The sequence below is a fragment of the Desulfosoma sp. genome (assembly GCA_037481875.1).
In the GTDB taxonomy this organism is placed as follows: Bacteria; Desulfobacterota; Syntrophobacteria; order Syntrophobacterales; family DSM-9756; genus Desulfosoma.
On sequence record JBBFKY010000007.1, the window covers coordinates 92,273 to 109,718 of the forward strand.

The 17,446-nt window shown below is 53.7% G+C and carries 19 protein-coding genes; 7 read left to right on the plus strand and 12 right to left on the minus strand.

Going from position 1 to position 17,446, the window contains the following annotated elements:
• Positions 1-24 precede the first annotated feature (24 nt).
• The 4 genes from WHS46_10610 to WHS46_10625 are packed head-to-tail and all read right to left on the minus strand — an operon-like array spanning position 25 to position 3,034.
• Positions 25-402: a cyclophilin-like fold protein gene (locus WHS46_10610; GenBank protein ID MEJ5349122.1), complete on the minus strand. Its 378-nt coding sequence runs from the start codon at positions 400-402 to the stop codon at positions 25-27.
• Positions 380-1,351 (minus strand): hypothetical protein, encoded by a 972-nt coding sequence (locus tag WHS46_10615; GenBank protein ID MEJ5349123.1) that lies wholly within the window; start codon positions 1,349-1,351, stop codon positions 380-382. Before WHS46_10615 ends, WHS46_10610 begins: the two co-directional genes overlap by 23 nt.
• Before the next feature lie 10 nt (positions 1,352-1,361).
• Positions 1,362-1,994, minus strand: coding sequence for a D-sedoheptulose 7-phosphate isomerase (locus WHS46_10620; GenBank protein ID MEJ5349124.1), 633 nt, complete (start codon positions 1,992-1,994; stop codon positions 1,362-1,364).
• Positions 1,995-2,029: 35 nt separating this feature from the next.
• Entirely contained in the window at positions 2,030-3,034 is a 1,005-nt protein-coding gene (locus WHS46_10625) for an aminotransferase class IV (protein MEJ5349125.1), read from the minus strand.
• A 544-nt stretch (positions 3,035-3,578) separates the two neighbouring features.
• Here WHS46_10625 and WHS46_10630 point away from each other — a divergent pair.
• The 3 genes from WHS46_10630 to WHS46_10640 all read left to right on the plus strand — a co-directional run bounded on the left by WHS46_10630 (position 3,579) and on the right by WHS46_10640 (position 5,906).
• Positions 3,579-4,256: an HAD family hydrolase gene (locus WHS46_10630; protein MEJ5349126.1), complete on the plus strand. Its 678-nt coding sequence runs from the start codon at positions 3,579-3,581 to the stop codon at positions 4,254-4,256.
• A gap of 1 nt (position 4,257) precedes the next feature.
• The gene (locus tag WHS46_10635) at positions 4,258-5,118 is read left to right on the plus strand and encodes a PAC2 family protein (protein MEJ5349127.1); all 861 of its coding nucleotides are present in this window, start codon (positions 4,258-4,260) and stop codon (positions 5,116-5,118) included.
• Positions 5,119-5,336: 218 nt separating this feature from the next.
• Entirely contained in the window at positions 5,337-5,906 is a 570-nt protein-coding gene (locus tag WHS46_10640; GenBank protein ID MEJ5349128.1) for a hypothetical protein, read from the plus strand.
• A gap of 89 nt (positions 5,907-5,995) precedes the next feature.
• Here the strand turns inward: WHS46_10640 and thiD are convergent, their stop codons facing one another.
• The 8 genes from thiD to WHS46_10680 form a co-directional block, all read right to left on the minus strand.
• The gene (gene thiD / locus WHS46_10645; protein ID MEJ5349129.1) at positions 5,996-6,805 is read right to left on the minus strand and encodes a bifunctional hydroxymethylpyrimidine kinase/phosphomethylpyrimidine kinase; all 810 of its coding nucleotides are present in this window, start codon (positions 6,803-6,805) and stop codon (positions 5,996-5,998) included.
• 258 nt (positions 6,806-7,063) lie between these two features.
• A complete protein-coding gene (locus WHS46_10650) occupies positions 7,064-8,218 on the minus strand; it encodes a thiamine-phosphate kinase (GenBank protein ID MEJ5349130.1) in 1,155 nt (384 codons plus the stop codon).
• Entirely contained in the window at positions 8,215-8,865 is a 651-nt protein-coding gene (gene thiE / locus WHS46_10655) for a thiamine phosphate synthase (GenBank protein ID MEJ5349131.1), read from the minus strand. Before thiE ends, WHS46_10650 begins: the two co-directional genes overlap by 4 nt.
• 116 nt (positions 8,866-8,981) lie before the next feature.
• The gene (locus tag WHS46_10660; GenBank protein ID MEJ5349132.1) at positions 8,982-10,151 is read right to left on the minus strand and encodes a PilT/PilU family type 4a pilus ATPase; all 1,170 of its coding nucleotides are present in this window, start codon (positions 10,149-10,151) and stop codon (positions 8,982-8,984) included.
• Positions 10,152-10,198: 47 nt separating this feature from the next.
• The gene (locus WHS46_10665) at positions 10,199-11,281 is read right to left on the minus strand and encodes a type IV pilus twitching motility protein PilT (protein MEJ5349133.1); all 1,083 of its coding nucleotides are present in this window, start codon (positions 11,279-11,281) and stop codon (positions 10,199-10,201) included.
• Between the two features lie 25 nt (positions 11,282-11,306).
• The gene (locus tag WHS46_10670; GenBank protein MEJ5349134.1) at positions 11,307-11,951 is read right to left on the minus strand and encodes a metallophosphoesterase family protein; all 645 of its coding nucleotides are present in this window, start codon (positions 11,949-11,951) and stop codon (positions 11,307-11,309) included.
• Positions 11,952-11,962: 11 nt separating this feature from the next.
• Positions 11,963-12,889, minus strand: coding sequence for a radical SAM protein (locus WHS46_10675; GenBank protein ID MEJ5349135.1), 927 nt, complete (start codon positions 12,887-12,889; stop codon positions 11,963-11,965).
• Between the two features lie 14 nt (positions 12,890-12,903).
• On the minus strand, positions 12,904-13,533 hold the full coding sequence (locus WHS46_10680; GenBank protein MEJ5349136.1) for an MBL fold metallo-hydrolase: 630 nt from the start codon (positions 13,531-13,533) through the stop codon (positions 12,904-12,906).
• A gap of 276 nt (positions 13,534-13,809) precedes the next feature.
• On the opposite strand from WHS46_10680, the gene WHS46_10685 reads away from it, so the two are divergent.
• The 4 genes from WHS46_10685 (at position 13,810) to WHS46_10700 (ending at position 17,443) form a co-directional block, all read left to right on the plus strand.
• Positions 13,810-14,250: an FdtA/QdtA family cupin domain-containing protein gene (locus WHS46_10685; GenBank protein ID MEJ5349137.1), complete on the plus strand. Its 441-nt coding sequence runs from the start codon at positions 13,810-13,812 to the stop codon at positions 14,248-14,250.
• Positions 14,247-14,660: an FdtA/QdtA family cupin domain-containing protein gene (locus WHS46_10690; protein ID MEJ5349138.1), complete on the plus strand. Its 414-nt coding sequence runs from the start codon at positions 14,247-14,249 to the stop codon at positions 14,658-14,660. The genes WHS46_10685 and WHS46_10690 overlap by 4 nt, the downstream gene beginning before the upstream one ends.
• Positions 14,657-15,763 carry a DegT/DnrJ/EryC1/StrS family aminotransferase gene (locus tag WHS46_10695; protein ID MEJ5349139.1) on the plus strand — a complete coding sequence of 369 codons (1,107 nt, stop codon included), beginning with the start codon at positions 14,657-14,659 and terminating at the stop codon, positions 15,761-15,763. The genes WHS46_10690 and WHS46_10695 overlap by 4 nt, the downstream gene beginning before the upstream one ends.
• A gap of 312 nt (positions 15,764-16,075) precedes the next feature.
• Positions 16,076-17,443 carry a hypothetical protein gene (locus WHS46_10700; protein MEJ5349140.1) on the plus strand — a complete coding sequence of 456 codons (1,368 nt, stop codon included), beginning with the start codon at positions 16,076-16,078 and terminating at the stop codon, positions 17,441-17,443.
• Positions 17,444-17,446: the final 3 nt, after the last annotated feature.

Sequence of the window (17,446 nt, forward strand, 5' to 3'; positions counted from 1 at the left end):
CGGTACTTTTCGTGCCCTTTCATCTTAAGTCGCCAAGACAATGCGAACAAGGTCCCCGTCCTTGACCGCTTTGAAATGGATGGGATCACCGCACACTTTTCCCACAATGTTGACGGCGCTGGCGGGGCGAATCTCCCCCGGAGCACTGATCGGTGTGGGGCCGAAAAAGATGCAAAAGGCTTTTCCTCTAGGCCAATAGCCCAAATCCCCGGCTTGGACCAGATCCTTGGCCCGCTCATCTAGAGGCATGCTCACGGGGATGGAAAAATAGATTTCGTCCCCCCATCTGTTGGCTTCCGCTTCCAGAGGCAAAGCCCGCACGATGGCCTGTGCCGTCGCACTGTCGTTTAACATGCCGTCCATGACCAACGTGGGTGTTTCAATACGAATGCGTGTCGGCATGGGCTCCTCCTTGATACAGCCTTTCCTTGACCGTGGCACAGAACAAAGGGAAAAGAATTTCATGATGTCCCACAAAAGAAAAGCCGCGTCCGGTACCGGCCGTCGGGCGTTCCACGACGTTCACTCGAGGCCGATACTGCCGAATGAAATCCATGTCAATCGTCGTCAGGCCACTTAGATCATGCCCCAGGTTAAAAGCAATCGCCACAGCTTTGAGGAAAATTTCGGGAAGGATCACAGCCGAGCCCAGGTTGATATAGACCCCGCCGGCCAAGTCGCACACCAAGGCGCAAAATAAACGAAAATCCTTGTAACTCAGCTTCCCCGTGACCGCTCCGTCCATGGAAGGATGCATGTGAATGATGTCGGTGCCAATGGCCACATGGACCGTGACAGGAATGTGAAGGGCCGCGGCCGTCGCCAAAATGCTATGGTCTTTATGGGGTGCCGAGGCCTCGATCAAGGCTTCTCCCACGGCGCGGCCAAATCCCACAGATTCCTGATCCGCTGCACGGCGCAGAGCCTCGTGAATGAAATCCGCCGTTTCCCTGGCCATCCCAAAACGGCCGGCATGGAGTTCCGATCCCACATCTTCCGAGGTTCTTCCCACCAGAGCCATTTCCACATCGTGAATGACACCCGCTCCGTTGAGAGCCACTCCTTTTAGAATACCCGCACAAAGCCAATCGATCACCAGCGGGCTCAACCCCACTTTGATCGGATGAGCGCCCATGCCCAAAAGCACGAGACGATCGGTTCGAACAGCTTGAGCCGTTCGGTCCACGGCTTCCATGAATGCCGATCCTGCAAGCTGCTTGGGAAGGCCTTCAAGAAATTGGGCAAAGGATCCACCGGGTCTCCAGGGTGTTGCCGCATCCTTGAGGGTCACCTTGCAGGGCCGATCATAAAGGCTCACCCTGCGCACATTTTTTAACGACAAGGGTTCCATGTCACATCACTCAGCAACAGGGCACTGGGGGCGCCGAGGACGTGGAGGTTCCGAGTCCGAAAAGCATCTCTTCAACCAGGTCACAGATGGCATGCCCTACGGTAAGATGGACTTCTTGCACTCGAGCGGTCACGGTGTCGGGCACATGAAGAATCAGATCGCAGTAAACATCCATATCCGTTGACTGAACGCCGGCCAAACCCAAGGTGTGCAGGCCGTGTTCTCGAGCCCATCGCAAGGCTCGCAGCACATTTTCCGAGCGCCCGCTGGTGCTCAAACCCACAGCCACGTCCCCTGCTTCTCCCAAACCTCGAAGTTGACGCACAAAAATATCACGAAAATCGTAGTCATTAGCAATGCTTGTGAGCACAGAAGTATCCGTGGTCAGAGCCATGGCCGGCAAAGGATCTCTTTCTTTTTGAAACCGGTTGATGAATTCCGCCGCCAGATGTTGACAGTCGGCGGCGCTTCCTCCGTTACCAAAAAGATAGAGCCGTCTATGGGATCGAAAGGCGTCGGTGACCACCTGAGCCATTCGAACGATGGTTTCGGCATCGCGATCCTTGACGGCAGCCAAAGCCAGCATGGTCGCTTCAAAGATTCCGTGCACCCGTGACACCCACTGGAGGAGGTCATGTTCCATAATGTCGCTTCCTCCCAGAAAGATCCCGTCCTCGTTCAGCTCGTTTCCTCATCATCGTCAGACCAAACCGGGGTTCTCACGCCTTCGCCGGATTGGGCATCTTGAAGGAGCAGGGAACGAAACAGACGAAACCAGGGACCCGGCAGGCCGTTCCCAATGGGTCGCCCGTCGTAGAAGACCACCGGCAGCACGGGATAGGTGGTACCAAAAATCATGATTTCCGCCGCTTCGTAGGCGTCCTGAGGCCGAATGTCCTCCTCCGCCACTCCCGCTAGTTGCCCCTCAGAAACCAGTTCTCGAGCCAGTTCCATCATACGGATCACGGTGGTCCCTTGAAGAATCCGGTCAAAGCGCGGCACCAGAAACCGGGAGTCCCGTGTGACAATGCCCACGTTTTCGGTGGCACCTTCTCCCAGAAAGCCGTTTTCGTCGATGGAAACGGTGAAATCCACCCCGGAATCTCTAGCTTCCTTGGTCATCAGAACGTTGGGCAAATAATTGCAGCTTTTGACATTGGCAAAGTACGATTTTTTGATGGGTATACGGCTGCTTTTGAGAGAAACCCCTCGAACCAGCTTCTCCTCGGGGACTTCATGGACGCGTGTGACCACGATGTAAAGTTGACTCGCCGGGCACTCATAAGGATCGGCGCTGAACCCACCTGGACCTCGAGAGATGTAGAGCCTCACCAGACAATCACGGACACCGGCCGCACGTACCGTGTGTTTGATAAGGGAAACCAGCTCGTGACGGTCCACAGGCCAAGTGAGTTGAGCTATTTCGGATGACCTTGCCAGTCGTTCAAGATGCCGGTCCAGAAGATAAAGGAAGCCATTTACACATTTGAAGGCCTCAAAGACGCCGTCACCGCGGTGGACCAAATGGTCATCCATAGGGAGAAGCATCATGCGAGGATCGGTGCAGATCCCTCCGTACCAAGACGAATACATGGCCAAATAGTCGGCATGAAACGGTTCCTTTTTTTCTAACAACCGATCCACCACGGCGTCAAAGCTCAATGTGGCCACCTTTAAGCCCATTTTTGATCCTCCTTAACCCCTCTTTGCTGTCAGGCCCATGCTTCCTATCACGGCTCGAATCCTCGGCACGTAATCGTGGGCGTGGAACCACCAAAGAGCTTGTCCAACAAGGACATTGAGCGATGCTTTTCCTGCAAGCGCGAACCGCTGACCTTCCCTTTGTGTCGGCGGAACGCCAGCGCTCCCAGGGAAAAATCCGTTCTCGAACAAGCTCGTGAGAGCATGTCTTAAAACTCATGATCAGTCACTCCAGGCAACGCTATGGCCCATAGGGACACGGCGCGCCGTGCCCCTACGTACGAAACCGTCCGTTTTCCAAAGAGCGTGTTCTTCCCGGCCGCATTCGAACCAAGTCACTCTTCTACGCTCCCAACAAGACCATCGGTCTTCTTCATTGTCGAACACCCTGAAAGAAGAAGGGCTTCACAATAGTCAAGCCGCATACGATGTGCAAGGCTTGTTGCGCTTTCAAAAGGGAATGCTATAGTTTTCAAAGAAAGGCTGAAAGGCTTCTTGAAAAACGCTCTCTAAGCGTGAGGTCTGCATGGTTATCGACACCGTCCTTTTTGATTTTGACGGCACTCTGGCCGAATTGCATATTGATTTTTCCGAGATGAAAAGGCGGGTTGCCGATATTGCTGCGCTTTATTCAAAGCGTCACCCGAAGGCTTCAACCATGCCGGTCCTGGAATGGATTGACACCATCGCCCAAGAACTTCGTGACGGATCCAACGGGTTGGCCCAGGCTTTTCGATCCCAAGCTCTGGCGGCGGTAGAAGCCATAGAAATGGAGGCTGCGGTTAAAGGAAATCTATTTTCTTTTACGCGGCCTATGCTTGAGGATCTGACGGATCGAGGGGTCAAGGTCGCCGTCGTGACTCGAAATTGCGCGAAAGCGGTCCGTACCGTCTTTCCCGATGCGAACCGGTACTCCTTTCAGCTTTTTGCCCGAGACCATGTGCATCGCGTAAAACCTCACCCCGATCATCTGCACACGGCTTTGAGTGCTTTGGGAGCTTCCCCCGACCATGCCTTGATGATTGGAGATCATCCTTTGGATATAGAAACAGGAAAGCGTGTCGGTTTGCGTACAGCGGGCGTGGCCAGCGGTCGAATTTCCTTTAAGGACCTTCATGCCTGCCATCCCGATTGGGTGGCTCATGACTGCGAGGCTTTGATCCAGATTCTTGATGCCCAGAAACTCCTTCCGGGAAAGGCATAAGATGGCCCTGACGGCGCGTGAAGAGAGCATGCATTTTTCTAAGATCGTGGTTTTTCTAAGGGGATGGTCCGATGCCGGGGGCCTGGCGGATACAGTCCTTGAGGCCATTCAAAAAAGGCTTCCATGTCAAGTCGTGGCCCGCATGGATATGGACGTTTTTGTCCAGGCCTCGGAAAATCGTCCGACGGTCCACATTCAGCACGGTGTCCTCAAAGACTTTCATTGGCCCGCTCTGGAATTTTATCGCCCCGACGATCCGACTCATCACGACATGGTGTTTGCCTTTGGGCCGGAACCTGCCATGCAATGGCGACGCTTTGTTTCCGAATTTATCACCGTGGTAACATCCTGGAAATGTGAAGAGCTGCTTCTTGTGGGAAGTCTTTACGATCACATCTTCTACGATGAAATCCAGATTTCAGGTGTGGCGGTAAACTCGCTTGGATACAATCTTCTTCGGCATTGGCAATGTCGGCCGGCCTTTTACCAAGGTCCGGCCTCGGTGTATTCGGCCATACTTCACGAATTGCGCCGAAGCCCCATAACCGCCGTCAGTCTTTGGGCTCATGTGCCCTTTTACCTTAAAGGTCCGCACGAACTTCTTGTGCACGCTGTGATGAGAATCGTCGGAGATCTCGCCCATATTGAGTGGAATCTCGATGATCTTCTGGTTGAATGGAAAAGCCGGGAAATGGAAATCGAGGAAATCCTTTCTCAAGATCCATCACTTCGTGAACAAATACGGGCCTTGAAAAAGGAGGGAATTTCGTCCCATGGGATAGAAAGTCAAAACAAACGAGCTGAAGTCATCAATTTCCAAAAATTTAAGAAAAAAGGTAAAAACGACGTCGAAAACTCTTGATGACACTTCCCAAAACCCACACGGCGCAAGGTCTTTTCCATCGATAAAAGATCCAGATCTCCGGCTCTCGTGACGGTATTTGAATTTGTTATACATGGATCGGGCGGCTTGAACGACGGCCTCGGTCGACGGGATGTCTTGCCTCATTGGCGTCAAGATGATAGTTTTTTGGGGTCAGAGGATTACGCGCCACAACGCCGCCAAACGGGAAAACCCTTATGAGTTTATCACAAATTCCTGAAAATCCTCCCCTGAACGAAGAGATCATTGCCACCCTTCGCCGGCTTGTGCAGGAAGAAGCACAAAGCCTGATCGGTGAAAAGATCGTGGAGTTTGTCCGGGCAAATGAGCAGCGGGCCAAAGAGCTGTCCCTACTGGAGCGCATTATTCGTGTAGAGGAGGAACTAAAGGCCCTTCGACAAATAGAAGCAGACCGCTTCCAGGCCATCAACGACCGCTTTGTGTCCTTGGACAAACGCTTTGAGGCCTTACTGCGGGAAATCCAGGCCCATTTTGAAGCTGTTGATAAACGCTTTGAAGCCACGGACAAACGCTTTGAAGCCTTAATGCGGGAAATCCAGGCTCGCTTTGAAGCTGTTGATAAACGCTTCGAAGCCATGGACAAACGCTTTGAAGCCATGGACAAACGCTTTGAAGCTATGGAAAAACGTTTTGAGGCTGTGGACAAACGCTTTGAGGCCATGGACAAGAGGTTTACGATGCTCCAGTGGACTATGGGCATCGGTTTTTCGTTCTTAGCCGTCCTTATTGGAATTCTGAAGTTTTAGTTCCTCTTGTGGCGATAAACATCAGCCTCAACAATCCCACATGTTTTATGGAGGGCCAGGTCTTTATCGTCGGTCTTTTGTCAAACCGGTTAGAATTTCCATCCGGCAAGGCGATACAGGGCATGAAAATGATGCACGGGCCCATGACCTTTACCCAAGGGTAGGGCTTCTCGAATGGCTCCTGTGATGTATGCCTTGGCCTGCGCCACGGCCGTAGGCACATCCAAGCCCCTGGCCAAACCTGCGGCGATGGCCGAAGCAAAGGTGCACCCGGTACCATGGGTGTGCGGTGTGTCATATCGAACCGTTGGAAAACGAGACACGGTTTCGCCGTCGTCCAAAATGTCCATGGGATCTCCCGGCAAATGTCCTCCTTTGAGCACCACATACCGTGGGCCGAGCGACTTAATCTTGCGAGCCGCCTTTTCCATATCCGCCGTATTCCTGACCGGAAAACCCACCAAGACTTCGGCTTCATGCAGATTGGGTGTCACCACGAGAGCCAAAGGCAGGAGTTCCTCAACCAGAGCTGTGACGGCGTCTGCTCGCAGTAAGGAATCACCGCTTTTAGCAACCATGACAGGATCCACCACCAGCTTGGTCAGGCCTAGATCCCGCACATCTCGAGCAACTCGCTGGATGACGGCCGACGTAGCCAGCATGCCTGTCTTCACTGCATCCACGCCGATATCTTCCACCACGGCGTGTATTTGGGCGGAGACAAATTCGGGATCCACTTCCAAGACGGCGCGCACTCCCACGGTGTTTTGGGCGGTGAGAGCCGTAAGAGCACTCATGCCGTAGACTCCCAAAGCGGCAAAGGTTTTAAGATCCGCCTGGATTCCAGCGCCGCCTCCAGAATCGGAACCCGCAATGGTCAAGGCTCGCGGAATCTTCATGAATCCACCTCCTTTCACGACCTGGAACTCAGCCCCACCCAACCCCTGGGCTCAGAACGGTCTCGGCCACATTCCTGCGGAAACAAACACCAAAGTCCATGGTACCGGGATTTCGTCATCGGAAAACGACTTTTTAGGGCAGAACTATGAATCTGCCCCGAACATGATCTGGATGGGGCGCATCTCCGGCGCTCACGCAGGTGTGCCCTCTAGAAATGATTTCAAAGGAGCGTCATGTTTTTTGGAGTCGTCGAGGGATCAAGGTTTCCCGCCGAAATGATCCCAGGCATGACCGGATGTGATTTCCATGAGAGATCCGTCCCGGCGCATGCACCGAATCCCGTCATCCCTAGGCACAATCCGCCCCACAACCCGGCAAGGAACAGCTCCTGCCTGAGCCAGGTTTTCCACGATGTTATCAAGTCCCACCGGATCCACCGCTGCTAAAAGCTCGTAGTCTTCGCCTCCGCTCAAGGCCCAAAGGATCGCATCTTGCCCTAAAGCCTGTGCCACAGCCTCACATGCCGAATCCACCGGTAAGGCGTCCACATCAATCACGGCACCCACACCGTTCGCTTCACACAGATGAGCCAGATCCCCCAAAAGCCCATCACTGACATCAATCATGGCATGAACCCAGCCTGAGGCGGCCATAAGCCGCCCTTCTCGGACTCGAGGCTCAGGCACCCAATGCTTGAACACCGCCTGTAACCATATCTCTCGATCCAGTGCCGACAAGGGGTTTTTGAAATTTTCACCTCTCGACAGGGGTTGCGCCTGCAATACATCCATCCCACTGGACCGTTCCTTTTTCCATGCGTTAAATGCCTCGGCAGCTTCTTCAACCAGAAAGGGGAACATCCGCAGAGATTCCAGGCCAGCCTTAGACGCACCGAGACTTCCCGTCACTACAATCACGTCTCCTACGCGCGCGCCACGGCGCAGCAGCACTCTATTGGCATCCACCTCCCCTAACAATGTCATATCGAGGACGATACGGTCTGGATGTCGAGCCGTATTACCTCCTACCAGAACGGCGCCATGAGTCCTCAGGGTTTCGATGACACCTTCATACAGATCTTCCACCCAGTCCACCGGCGTGCTTTCCGGAAGCATCACGGACATCAAGGCCCACAGTGGAGTTCCCCCCATGGCGGCTATGTCGCTGAGGTTCACAGCGGCGACACGTTGTCCCAGAAAACGAGGTGGAATGGATTGTCGAAGAAAATGAACGCTTTCGACTTGGCTGTCGCAGGTGGCTAGAAGAAGGCGATCCGGCATGGAACGAAGCACAGCGACATCATCTCCGAGACCCACAAGAACCGATGAGGGTTCCTGAGGAAGAAGCCGTCGAAGGCGGTCGATGAGGCCGAATTCGCCGAGATCTTTGACGGTAGGTTTCAAAGATTTCATGATGCAGGCTTTGTAGGCATAAGGCTCCGTAAGGTTCGAGCCGCCAGTTCGGGATCGTCCTGAGCCAGGACGGCGGAAACAACGCAGACACCGTCGACACCTGTCAGCAGAACGTCTCGAATATTTTGCGCGTTGATGCCTCCGATGGCCACAGCCGGACATTCCACCCACGTCATAAGCTTTTTCAGGCCGTCTATACCCAAGGGTTTCTGATGATCTGGCTTAGTGGTCGTGGCAAACACTGGTGCCAGAGACAGATAGTCCGCTCCATGCTCCTGGGCTTCTCGTATTTCCTCCGGATTGTGCACTGTGACACCGATAATGCGATCAGCCCCGAGAAGACGCCGAGCGAGCGGCAAAGGCATATCGTCCTGACCCAGATGCACGCCGTCGGCATCCACGGCCAACGCCACATCGATCCGGTCATTGATGATAAACGTGACCCCGTATCGCCGGCACAAGGCAGCCAGAGTCATGGCTTCTTTCACCATGGCCCGCGTGGACTTGTTTTTTTCACGGTACTGAAGCACCGTGGCACCACCCCGTAAAGCCCCCTCCACCAGGGCCTCAAGGGAACGAGAACCGATGATGCGGGCATCGGTGATGAGGTAAAGGGATAAGTCCAGGTGTTTGGCAGAGTCTGTCATGGTTCGCGTGTCCTGGTCGCCGCGCCGTCATGACGGCGCGGACGAATGGGAGCGGACACGCAGGTCCGCCCCTACAAGGTGGTCGCTGTCAGGATTTTGGCCCGGTAGGGATGGGATCAGGCGATTTTTCGGGAATAGTCCTGGTCGATGCCGAGCCCTTCAATGTCTGTGGTTTTTTCGCCTCGAGCCGCCTTGATGCGGTCCACACCGCGTTTCACTTCCGCTCGGTTGGACGCATACCCCAGGGCCGTCACTTCTGTGATCAGCCCTTTTTCGTACAACGAGACAATGGAATCGTCAAATGTTGTCCATCCAAACGGACGTGATTGCTGCATCATTTCGTAAAAGGTTTTGCCTTCCGATTCCCCGTGAATAATGGATTCTCGAACCCGCAGATTGTTTCCCATGATTTCAAAGGCGGCCACACGCCCGCCTCCCACCTTGGGCAGCAACCGCTGGCTCACCGTCCAGCGCATGGCGTCGGCCAGCCGTATGCGAATCAGTCGCTCCTCTTCCAGCTCAAACATGCCCACAATACGGTTCACCGTATGGGACGCATCGATGGTATGCAGCGTGGTAAGGACCAAATGGCCTGTTTCGGCGGCGCTCAAGCCGATTTCCACCGTCTCTCGATCCCGCATTTCCCCCACCAGTATGACCTTGGGGGCTTGACGCAAGGCAGCCCGCAAACCATTGGCAAAGGTGTCGAAGTCTTGGCCCAGTTCCCTTTGGTTGAAGGTGGCTTTGAGTTGCGGATGAACAAATTCTACGGGGTCTTCCAAGGTCACCACATGCACCGATTTGGACCGGTTGATTTCATTGAGGATGGCCGCAAGGCTCGTGGTCTTGCCGCTTCCTGTGGCGCCCGTCACAAAGACGATACCGTTTCTTTCTTCCGCGATCTTTTTAAAAACCTGAGGCAACTCCAACTCGTCGATACTCATGACTCGAGTGGGCAGCACGCGCATGACCACGGAGTAATAGCCACGTTGCGAAAAAACGTTGACGCGGAAACGAGCGCGAGCGTCCAGCGCGTAAGATAAGTCGCAGGATCCGGTATCCAGGAGGTTTTTGACAAGACGCTTGTCCGGACCGATGAGGGCCAGCGCGATATGTTCCGTATGATACGGAGTAAGGATTCCAAGACCCAGGTCAAGGCACGATGGGCGCAGCACCCCGTCCACTTCCGCTTGAATAGGTTTACCCACGGTGAAATTAATGTCCGACAAATTAGGATGTTCGTCGAGAAGCCGATGTAAGACGCGGTTTATGTCTTGACGCTTCATGGAAGGACCGCTCCCTTGTGGTGGAAGTTGTCACCATGCCGAAACCATCACACCTCGGTAAAGTCCGTGGGCGGCTCGGTGAGGTACTGTTTGAATTTTTCTTTTTCCACGCACTTCATGTACGCTTCGTTGGGGCTGATGCGGCCGGCTCGTAGATGTTCCATAATGCCGTCGTCCAGGGTCTGCATGCCGTATTTTTTCCCGGTTTGAATGGCCGAAGGAATCTGATGGGTTTTGCCTTCTCGAATGAGGGCTCGGACAGCATGGGTGGCGATGAGGATTTCCAGAACGGCGATCCGGCCCTTGATGTCAACACGTTTGAAAAGGGCTTGAGACACCACCGCACGCAACCCGTCGGCCAGCGTGGATCGAATTTGGGCTTGTTCCCCGGTGGGAAAAACTTCGATGATACGATCCACCGTTTTGGCGGCGCTGGTGGTATGCAATGTGGAGAACACCAAATGGCCTGTGGCGGCAGCTTCGATGGCCAAACGCATGGTTTCCAGATCGCGCATTTCACCCACCAAAATGATGTCCGGGTCTTCACGGAGGGCCGCTCGAAGCGCGCTGGAAAACGTTCGTGTATGAGTCCCGACTTCACGATGGTTGATGACGCAGTTCTTGCTCTTGTGCACGAACTCAATGGGATCTTCAATCGTGATGATATGATCTTTCCGCTTGCGGTTCGCTTCGTCGATGATAGCCGCCAAGGTCGTCGATTTTCCACTTCCGGTAGGACCCGTCACGAGCACCAAACCTCGAGGCAACAAGGCCAGGCGCGAGATGACCGGAGGCAGTCCCAATTGTTGCACGGTGAGAATCTCTTCGGGAATCTCGCGAAATACGGCACCGATGCCGTTCTTTTGCATGAAATAATTGGCTCGGTATCGGCCAAGGCCTGGAATTTCGTAGGAAAAGTCTAAGTCTCCGGTCTCTTCAAAGATTTTGATCTTATCTTCCGGGGTGATTTCGTAAAGCATGGTCCGGAGTTCGTCGTCGTCCAGCACCTTGTACTTGACGCGTTCCAGTTCCCCGCGAATACGCAGCACAGGTTGTTGCCCGGACACCAGGTGCAGGTCCGACGCCTTCTGTTCGTGCATGAGCTTGAAAAACGCATCGATTCTCGCCATCTGAAAGAGCCCTCCGTGGTGAATCTCAGACGCTGTAAAACACCTCATCGGGAAGGCACACACAGGTGAGCTTGTTGCCGTAGACGGCGCCCGTGTCGATCCCGATCTTTCGTCTGTCCACGAAGGGTTTCAGGAAAGGCGTATGGCCGAAAATGACTCTTTTGCCGAAGTCATAATCGGAGGTGATGAATTCATTTCGAATCCAGTACACGTCTTGGTCTGCCTGGTTCGCGAGCGCGACGCCCGGTCGAAACCCTGCGTGGACAAAAAGGTAATCGTCCGTTTCATAAAACTTCTTGAGTCCACGCAGGAAATTTTTGTGGGTTTCAGGAACGAGACATTGACCGCCGTCGTTTCCCACCGAATAGCTATGCACCGTGACAGCGCCGCCGTTGATCAAGAACAATTCCACTTCCTGATCCCTTAGGTAGTTTTCCATCATGAGTTCGTGATTGCCGCGAAGGCAGACCACGTGAAAGCCTTCCTTCATCAGCTGGAGCACACGCTCGATAACCCCTCGAGAATCCGGGCCTCGATCCACGTAGTCCCCCACGAAGACGAGTTGGTCACGATCTTTTCGAAGGGGAAGGCGGTCCAGAAGCCTTTCCAGCTTGAACAGCATGCCATGCACATCGCCGATGGCGAAGATCTTACCGGATTCCTTGCGCATGTGCCCCTTTGTTACCATAGAATAAACCGGCGGGTTCGACGGTCCAAGCGTGTCAACCCGGCACGCCGAGCGGCCTCAAGGGCGTTTTCATATTCTTCTATGGTGATTCGCCGTCTCAGAGACGGAATTTCCATAGCTCTTCCACAGGGATGGTACTGGTTCATGATGTTGACATACGTGTTAGAAGAGACTTGCCGGGCCAGAAACCGACAAACTTCATTCGTTCCGGCCAGACCGTCCGGCATGACTAGATGACGCACCAGGAGTCCTCGAAGAGCGATCCCTGTGGGATCCAAGGTCAGGTCCCCCACCTGTCGGTGCATCTCCAAGAGCGCCTCGCGAGCCCGCTGCGGGTAATCTTCGGCCTGACACAAGGTCTTGGCCACCTGAGGATCCCAAAACTTGAAATCGGGCATATAGATATCCACGATGCCTTCCAAAAGCTTTAGGGTCGGCACCCTTTCGTATCCGCCGCAATTGTAGACTAGAGGCACCTTCAGGCCATGTTCTACGGCCAAAGGCAAAGCTTCCAGAATTTGGGGGACCACATGGGTAGGTGTGACAAAATTGATATTGTGGCAGCCACGATGCTGCAATTCCACCATGACACCCGCCAACTGCTCCGGCGATGCCGTCTCCCCATGACCTTGGTGGCTGATGTCGTAATTTTGGCAAAACAAGCACAGCAGGTTACAATGGGTGAAAAATATGGTTCCGGAACCGTTACGGCCAACGAGAGGGTCTTCTTCACCGAAATGAGGCCCGTAGCTGGCCACCATGGCATATCGCCCCGTGCGGCAGAAACCTTTTTCGTTTGCCAGACGATTCACGCGGCATAGGCGAGGACACAGGGTACATTTTCTAAGCCACCGTAAGGCCTTTTCGATGCGTCGCTGCAGAAGACCGGTGCGATACGCCTGAAGGTAGGCAGCCTCCATGGGTTCCTCCCCCGTTATTCTTTCTTGAGAATGACCACGCGCACTTGGCCCTCCAGGGCTTTCTGAAACCTTCGAGCGTCCTGTTCCGAACCCACAATGGCTCCGTAATGCATAGGAATGGCCACTTTGGGTGAAATGGTCTTGGCGGCTTCTACAGCTTCCTCGGCATCCATGACATAGGTTCCGGAAACAGGCAAAAAGGCGATGTCCACTTGAAGTCCCTTCATTTCGGGAATGAGGTCGGTATCCCCGGCGTGGTAATAGGAAACACCGTCCATGGTGACCACAAAGGCAAGCATTCCCGATGTTTTGGGATGGAATTTCTTGTTCACGTTATAGGCGGGAAGCACTTTAACAAGCACCCCATCCAGTTCCAGGTGATCTCCGGGTCGAACGACCCGTACGTTCCCTGAAAGCTTCTTGGCCGATGCAGCATCAGTGACAATGACTGTTTCGGGTTTTTGAATCTTGGCCACATCCGAAGGAGAACAATGGTCGAAATGTTCGTGGCTGATGAAGATGACGTCGGCCGAAGGACCTGTTTGGATTTCGTAGGGATCGAAGTAGATGATTTTTGAGCCGTCCACACGAAAGGCATCATGACCAAGCCAATGAATTTTTTTTAAAACCTCATCCAGGTTCATGGCCTCCTCCTTGTCTTTCGTGGCTCGATGCGTGACGTCTCTGTTTTGCTGAAAGTCTCCTGCCATGGACTCCTAACCGGGTCCCGCCGACCGTGTCAATCCCCAAGGCCGTCACATTATCGCTTTGGCCCTTTAGGGCCGAGAAGGCGTCCAGATCGCTTCAAATATCTCACATTTGTCGCTTGACAAAAAACGAGAGCCGTGAAAGATCAGCGACGTTTTCCTTATGGAAAGTTTTCATCCGCGAAAGCGGTATCTTATATGAAGGAGGCCGGCGTGGTTTCCAAAGTTGCGTTTTTGGCATCGCGGTCGGTCTACGATGCAGCCATCATTCACTTCCCCAAGATTCTTGACGACCGGGGGAACCTCACCTTTATCGAAGCCCGAAGACATATCCCTTTCGATATCACGCGTGTTTATTGGATTTACGATGTTCCAGGGGGTGAGTCCAGGGGAAGCCACGCCTATCGGACATTGCACGAGGTTATCATTGCGCTGTCGGGCAGCTTTGAGGTCTTTTTGGATGACGGCATGGCTCAGAAAACGGTGGTGCTCAACAGAGCCTACTACGGACTCTATGTGCCAAACCTCATCTGGCGTCGTATGCAACAGTTTTCCACCAACGCCGTGGCGCTGGTTTTGGCCTCCAAATCGTATGATCCGAATGATTACATTCGAGATTACAAAGAATTTCAAAGGACCAACTTGAAGGCGTGAAAACAACCGTCCACGATTGCCGACTTATCCATCTGCCCAAAATCCACGACCGCCAAGGAGCCATCACTCCGATCTACGGAGGTGGGCACATTCCGTTTTCCATTCAGCGTGTGTATTACCTCTACGATGTCCCCGGCGGCGTGAGTCGTGGCGGGCATGCGCACCGGGAGTTGCAACAACTTATCGTCTCCGTCATGGGCGCTTTTGATGTTGTCCTGGACGATGGCACCGAGCGGCGCCGAGTCCACCTGGACCGGGCTTATTACGGGTTATATGTACCGAGCATGATTTGGAGGGAACTGGAGAATTTTTCCTCAGGAGGAATTTGTCTTGTGCTCGCTTCTTTGCCCTTTGATGAAGCCGATTACATACGCGATTACAATCTGTTTCGTCGGGAAAAAAGCTCATGAAGGTGCCTTTTCTGGATCTTCGAGCCCTATATCTTGAGTTGGAGGACGATCTGGATGCCGCGTACCGTCGGGTCATGACTTCGGGCCGGTACATACTCGGTGAGGAGGTCGCGGCTTTTGAATCGGCGTTTGCTCGCTACTGCAGCGTGAAACATTGCGTAGGCACAGGAAACGGACTAGACGCTCTGCACCTGATTCTGCGAGCCCTGGACATAGGGCCGGGGGATGAGGTGATCGTTCCAGCCCATACTTTTATTGCCACTTGGCTCGCTGTAAGCTTGGCGGGCGCCACACCGGTACCCGTAGACCCTCAAGAATCCACTTATAATATAGATCCTGAAAAGGTTGAAGCGGCGGTCACTTCGCGGACAAGGGCGATCATCGCCGTGCATCTTTACGGCCAGCCCGCCGATATGGATCCCATTGTTGAGATTGCCCGAAGATACAGGTTGCATGTCATCGAAGACGCAGCCCAGGCTCATGGAGCACGGTACAAAGGAAAAAGAACGGGGGGACTCGGGGACGCTGCGGCCTTCAGTTTTTATCCAGGCAAGAACCTGGGAGCCTTTGGAGATGGGGGCGCGATCACCACCAATGATGATGAGCTGGCGGAACGACTTCGCTCCCTGCGCAACTATGGATCCCCCATAAAATACCTCCATGAAATCAGAGGATGGAATTCCCGCCTTGATGAGCTTCAGGCAGCTTTCCTTCGAGTGAAGCTTGAGAGGCTCGATGTTTGGAACGAGCGGCGTAGGCAGCTGGCATCTAGGTATCTAATGGGTCTGCATCAGTTTTGCGAGATTGTTCCGCCTTGGGTGCCTGACTGGGCTGAACCCGTATGGCACTTGTTCGTCATCCGTGTCGATAATAGGGACCATGTTCAGCGTGCCCTAACAGAGCAAGGGATCGAAACGCTGATTCATTATCCGGTGCCCCCTCATAAGCAAAGGGCTTATGGAGAAATGCACGAACGGTCTTATCCTGTGACTGAACGCCTTCATGCACAGGTTCTGAGCCTGCCCATGGGACCCACCATGACCGAAGCTGACGTGGATCGTGTTCTGGAAGTCCTTGAGCTGAGCTTGCGACGAAAAGGGTGATCACTGCTTTAGCCTGACCATGGTCTGTGCCCATCTGAAGGGGAAGACCTTGGGTTCTGCCTTTTTGTAGCCGCAAGAGTCTTTTCTTGCTTTTTAACGAGGCAGGACTGAGTGTTTCCTCCAAGCGCATGACTTGGAAGATAAAATAGGCGGGTGTATTCACAAAGCGGGGCCTTCACACGCTTGCTGAATCTGTTTGTGTCCCTGTGATACCTTTGAGCAGCGAATGCGCAGAGAAACTTGCTTGGCCGGAACCGTTCGGGTAAGATAACTTTAAATTCAAGGGCGGTCTTAGACGAGCTTTACGTGCTCATGAATCGAGGACTTCGAACCATGGCTATCACCATTTCGTTGATTCGAAAACTTGAACAGTTTCCTCCGGACCTTCGTGAAGCTTTCTTTGCGATCATCGAAGAACTGGAGCATCATCGACGGAACGTGGTTACCAAAGACGATTTCGCTGAACTCAAAGCCGCCGTTACCGATTTGGCCGTGTCGGTGCGTGATTTATCCGAAGCCCAAAAGCGTACCGAACAACGGGTTAACGAACTCGCTCAAGCCCAAAAACGAACTGAGGAACGGCTTAACGAACTCTTTGAAGCCCAAAAACGCACGGAAGAGAGACTGAATAAACTTGCGGAGGCTCAGGAACGCACGGAAGAAAGACTCAACCGATTGGTGGAGGCTCAGAAACGTACGGAAGAAGGACTCAATCGATTGGTGGAGGCTCAGGAACGCACGGAAGAAAGACTCAACCGATTGGTGGAGGCTCAGGAACGCACGGAAGAAAAACTCGACCGGTTGGCGGAGGCCCAGGCACGTACCGAAGAAAGACTGAACCAACTGGCAGAAGCCCAGGCTCGTACCGAAGAAAGACTCAGCCGATTGGTGGAGGCTCAGGAACGCACGGAAGAGAGACTCAACCGATTGGTGGAGGCTCAGGAACACACGGAAGAAAGACTCGACCGGTTGGCTGAGGCCCAGGCACGTACCGAAGAAAGGCTGAACCAACTGGCAGAAGCCCAGGCTCGTACCGAAGAAAGACTCAACCGATTGGTGGAGGCTCAGGAACGCACGGAAGAAAAACTCGACCGGTTGGCGGAGGCCCAGGCACGTACCGAAGAAAGACTGAACCAGCTGGCAGAAGCCCAGGCTCGTACCGAAGAAAGACTCAACCGATTGGTGGAGGCTCAGAAACGTACGGAAGAAGGACTCAATCGATTGGTGGAGGCTCAGGAACGCACGGAAACCCAAGTGGCTTCTCTGGCCAAAGCGGTTCAGGGATTGCGAGAACAAGTCGGAGGTCTCGCCCACAGCATGGCGTACGCACTGGAAAATGAAGCCTACCGTAAGCTCCCGGCGTACCTGCATAAGGTGCATAACATTCGTGTGCTGGAAAGTCTCATTCGGACCGAGATCGCCGATGAAGAAGTGAACTTCTGGGCCAAGGCGCTGAAAAACGGCAAGGAAGTGCAGCTTGTGGGAGAATCCGTTCTGAAACTGGACGACGCTTCCAAACTAAAAACTCTCCATCGAAAGCTGCAGAAGATCGGGCGCGTCGCCCCGTCAGAGCTCGTGCCTATTCTGGTCACGCATTACGCCAAGCCTAAACTGTTGGAGCAGGCGACCGAAAAGGGCATTCTTGTGGTGTTGAGCTACCAATGGGACCAGGATTTCTAAGCG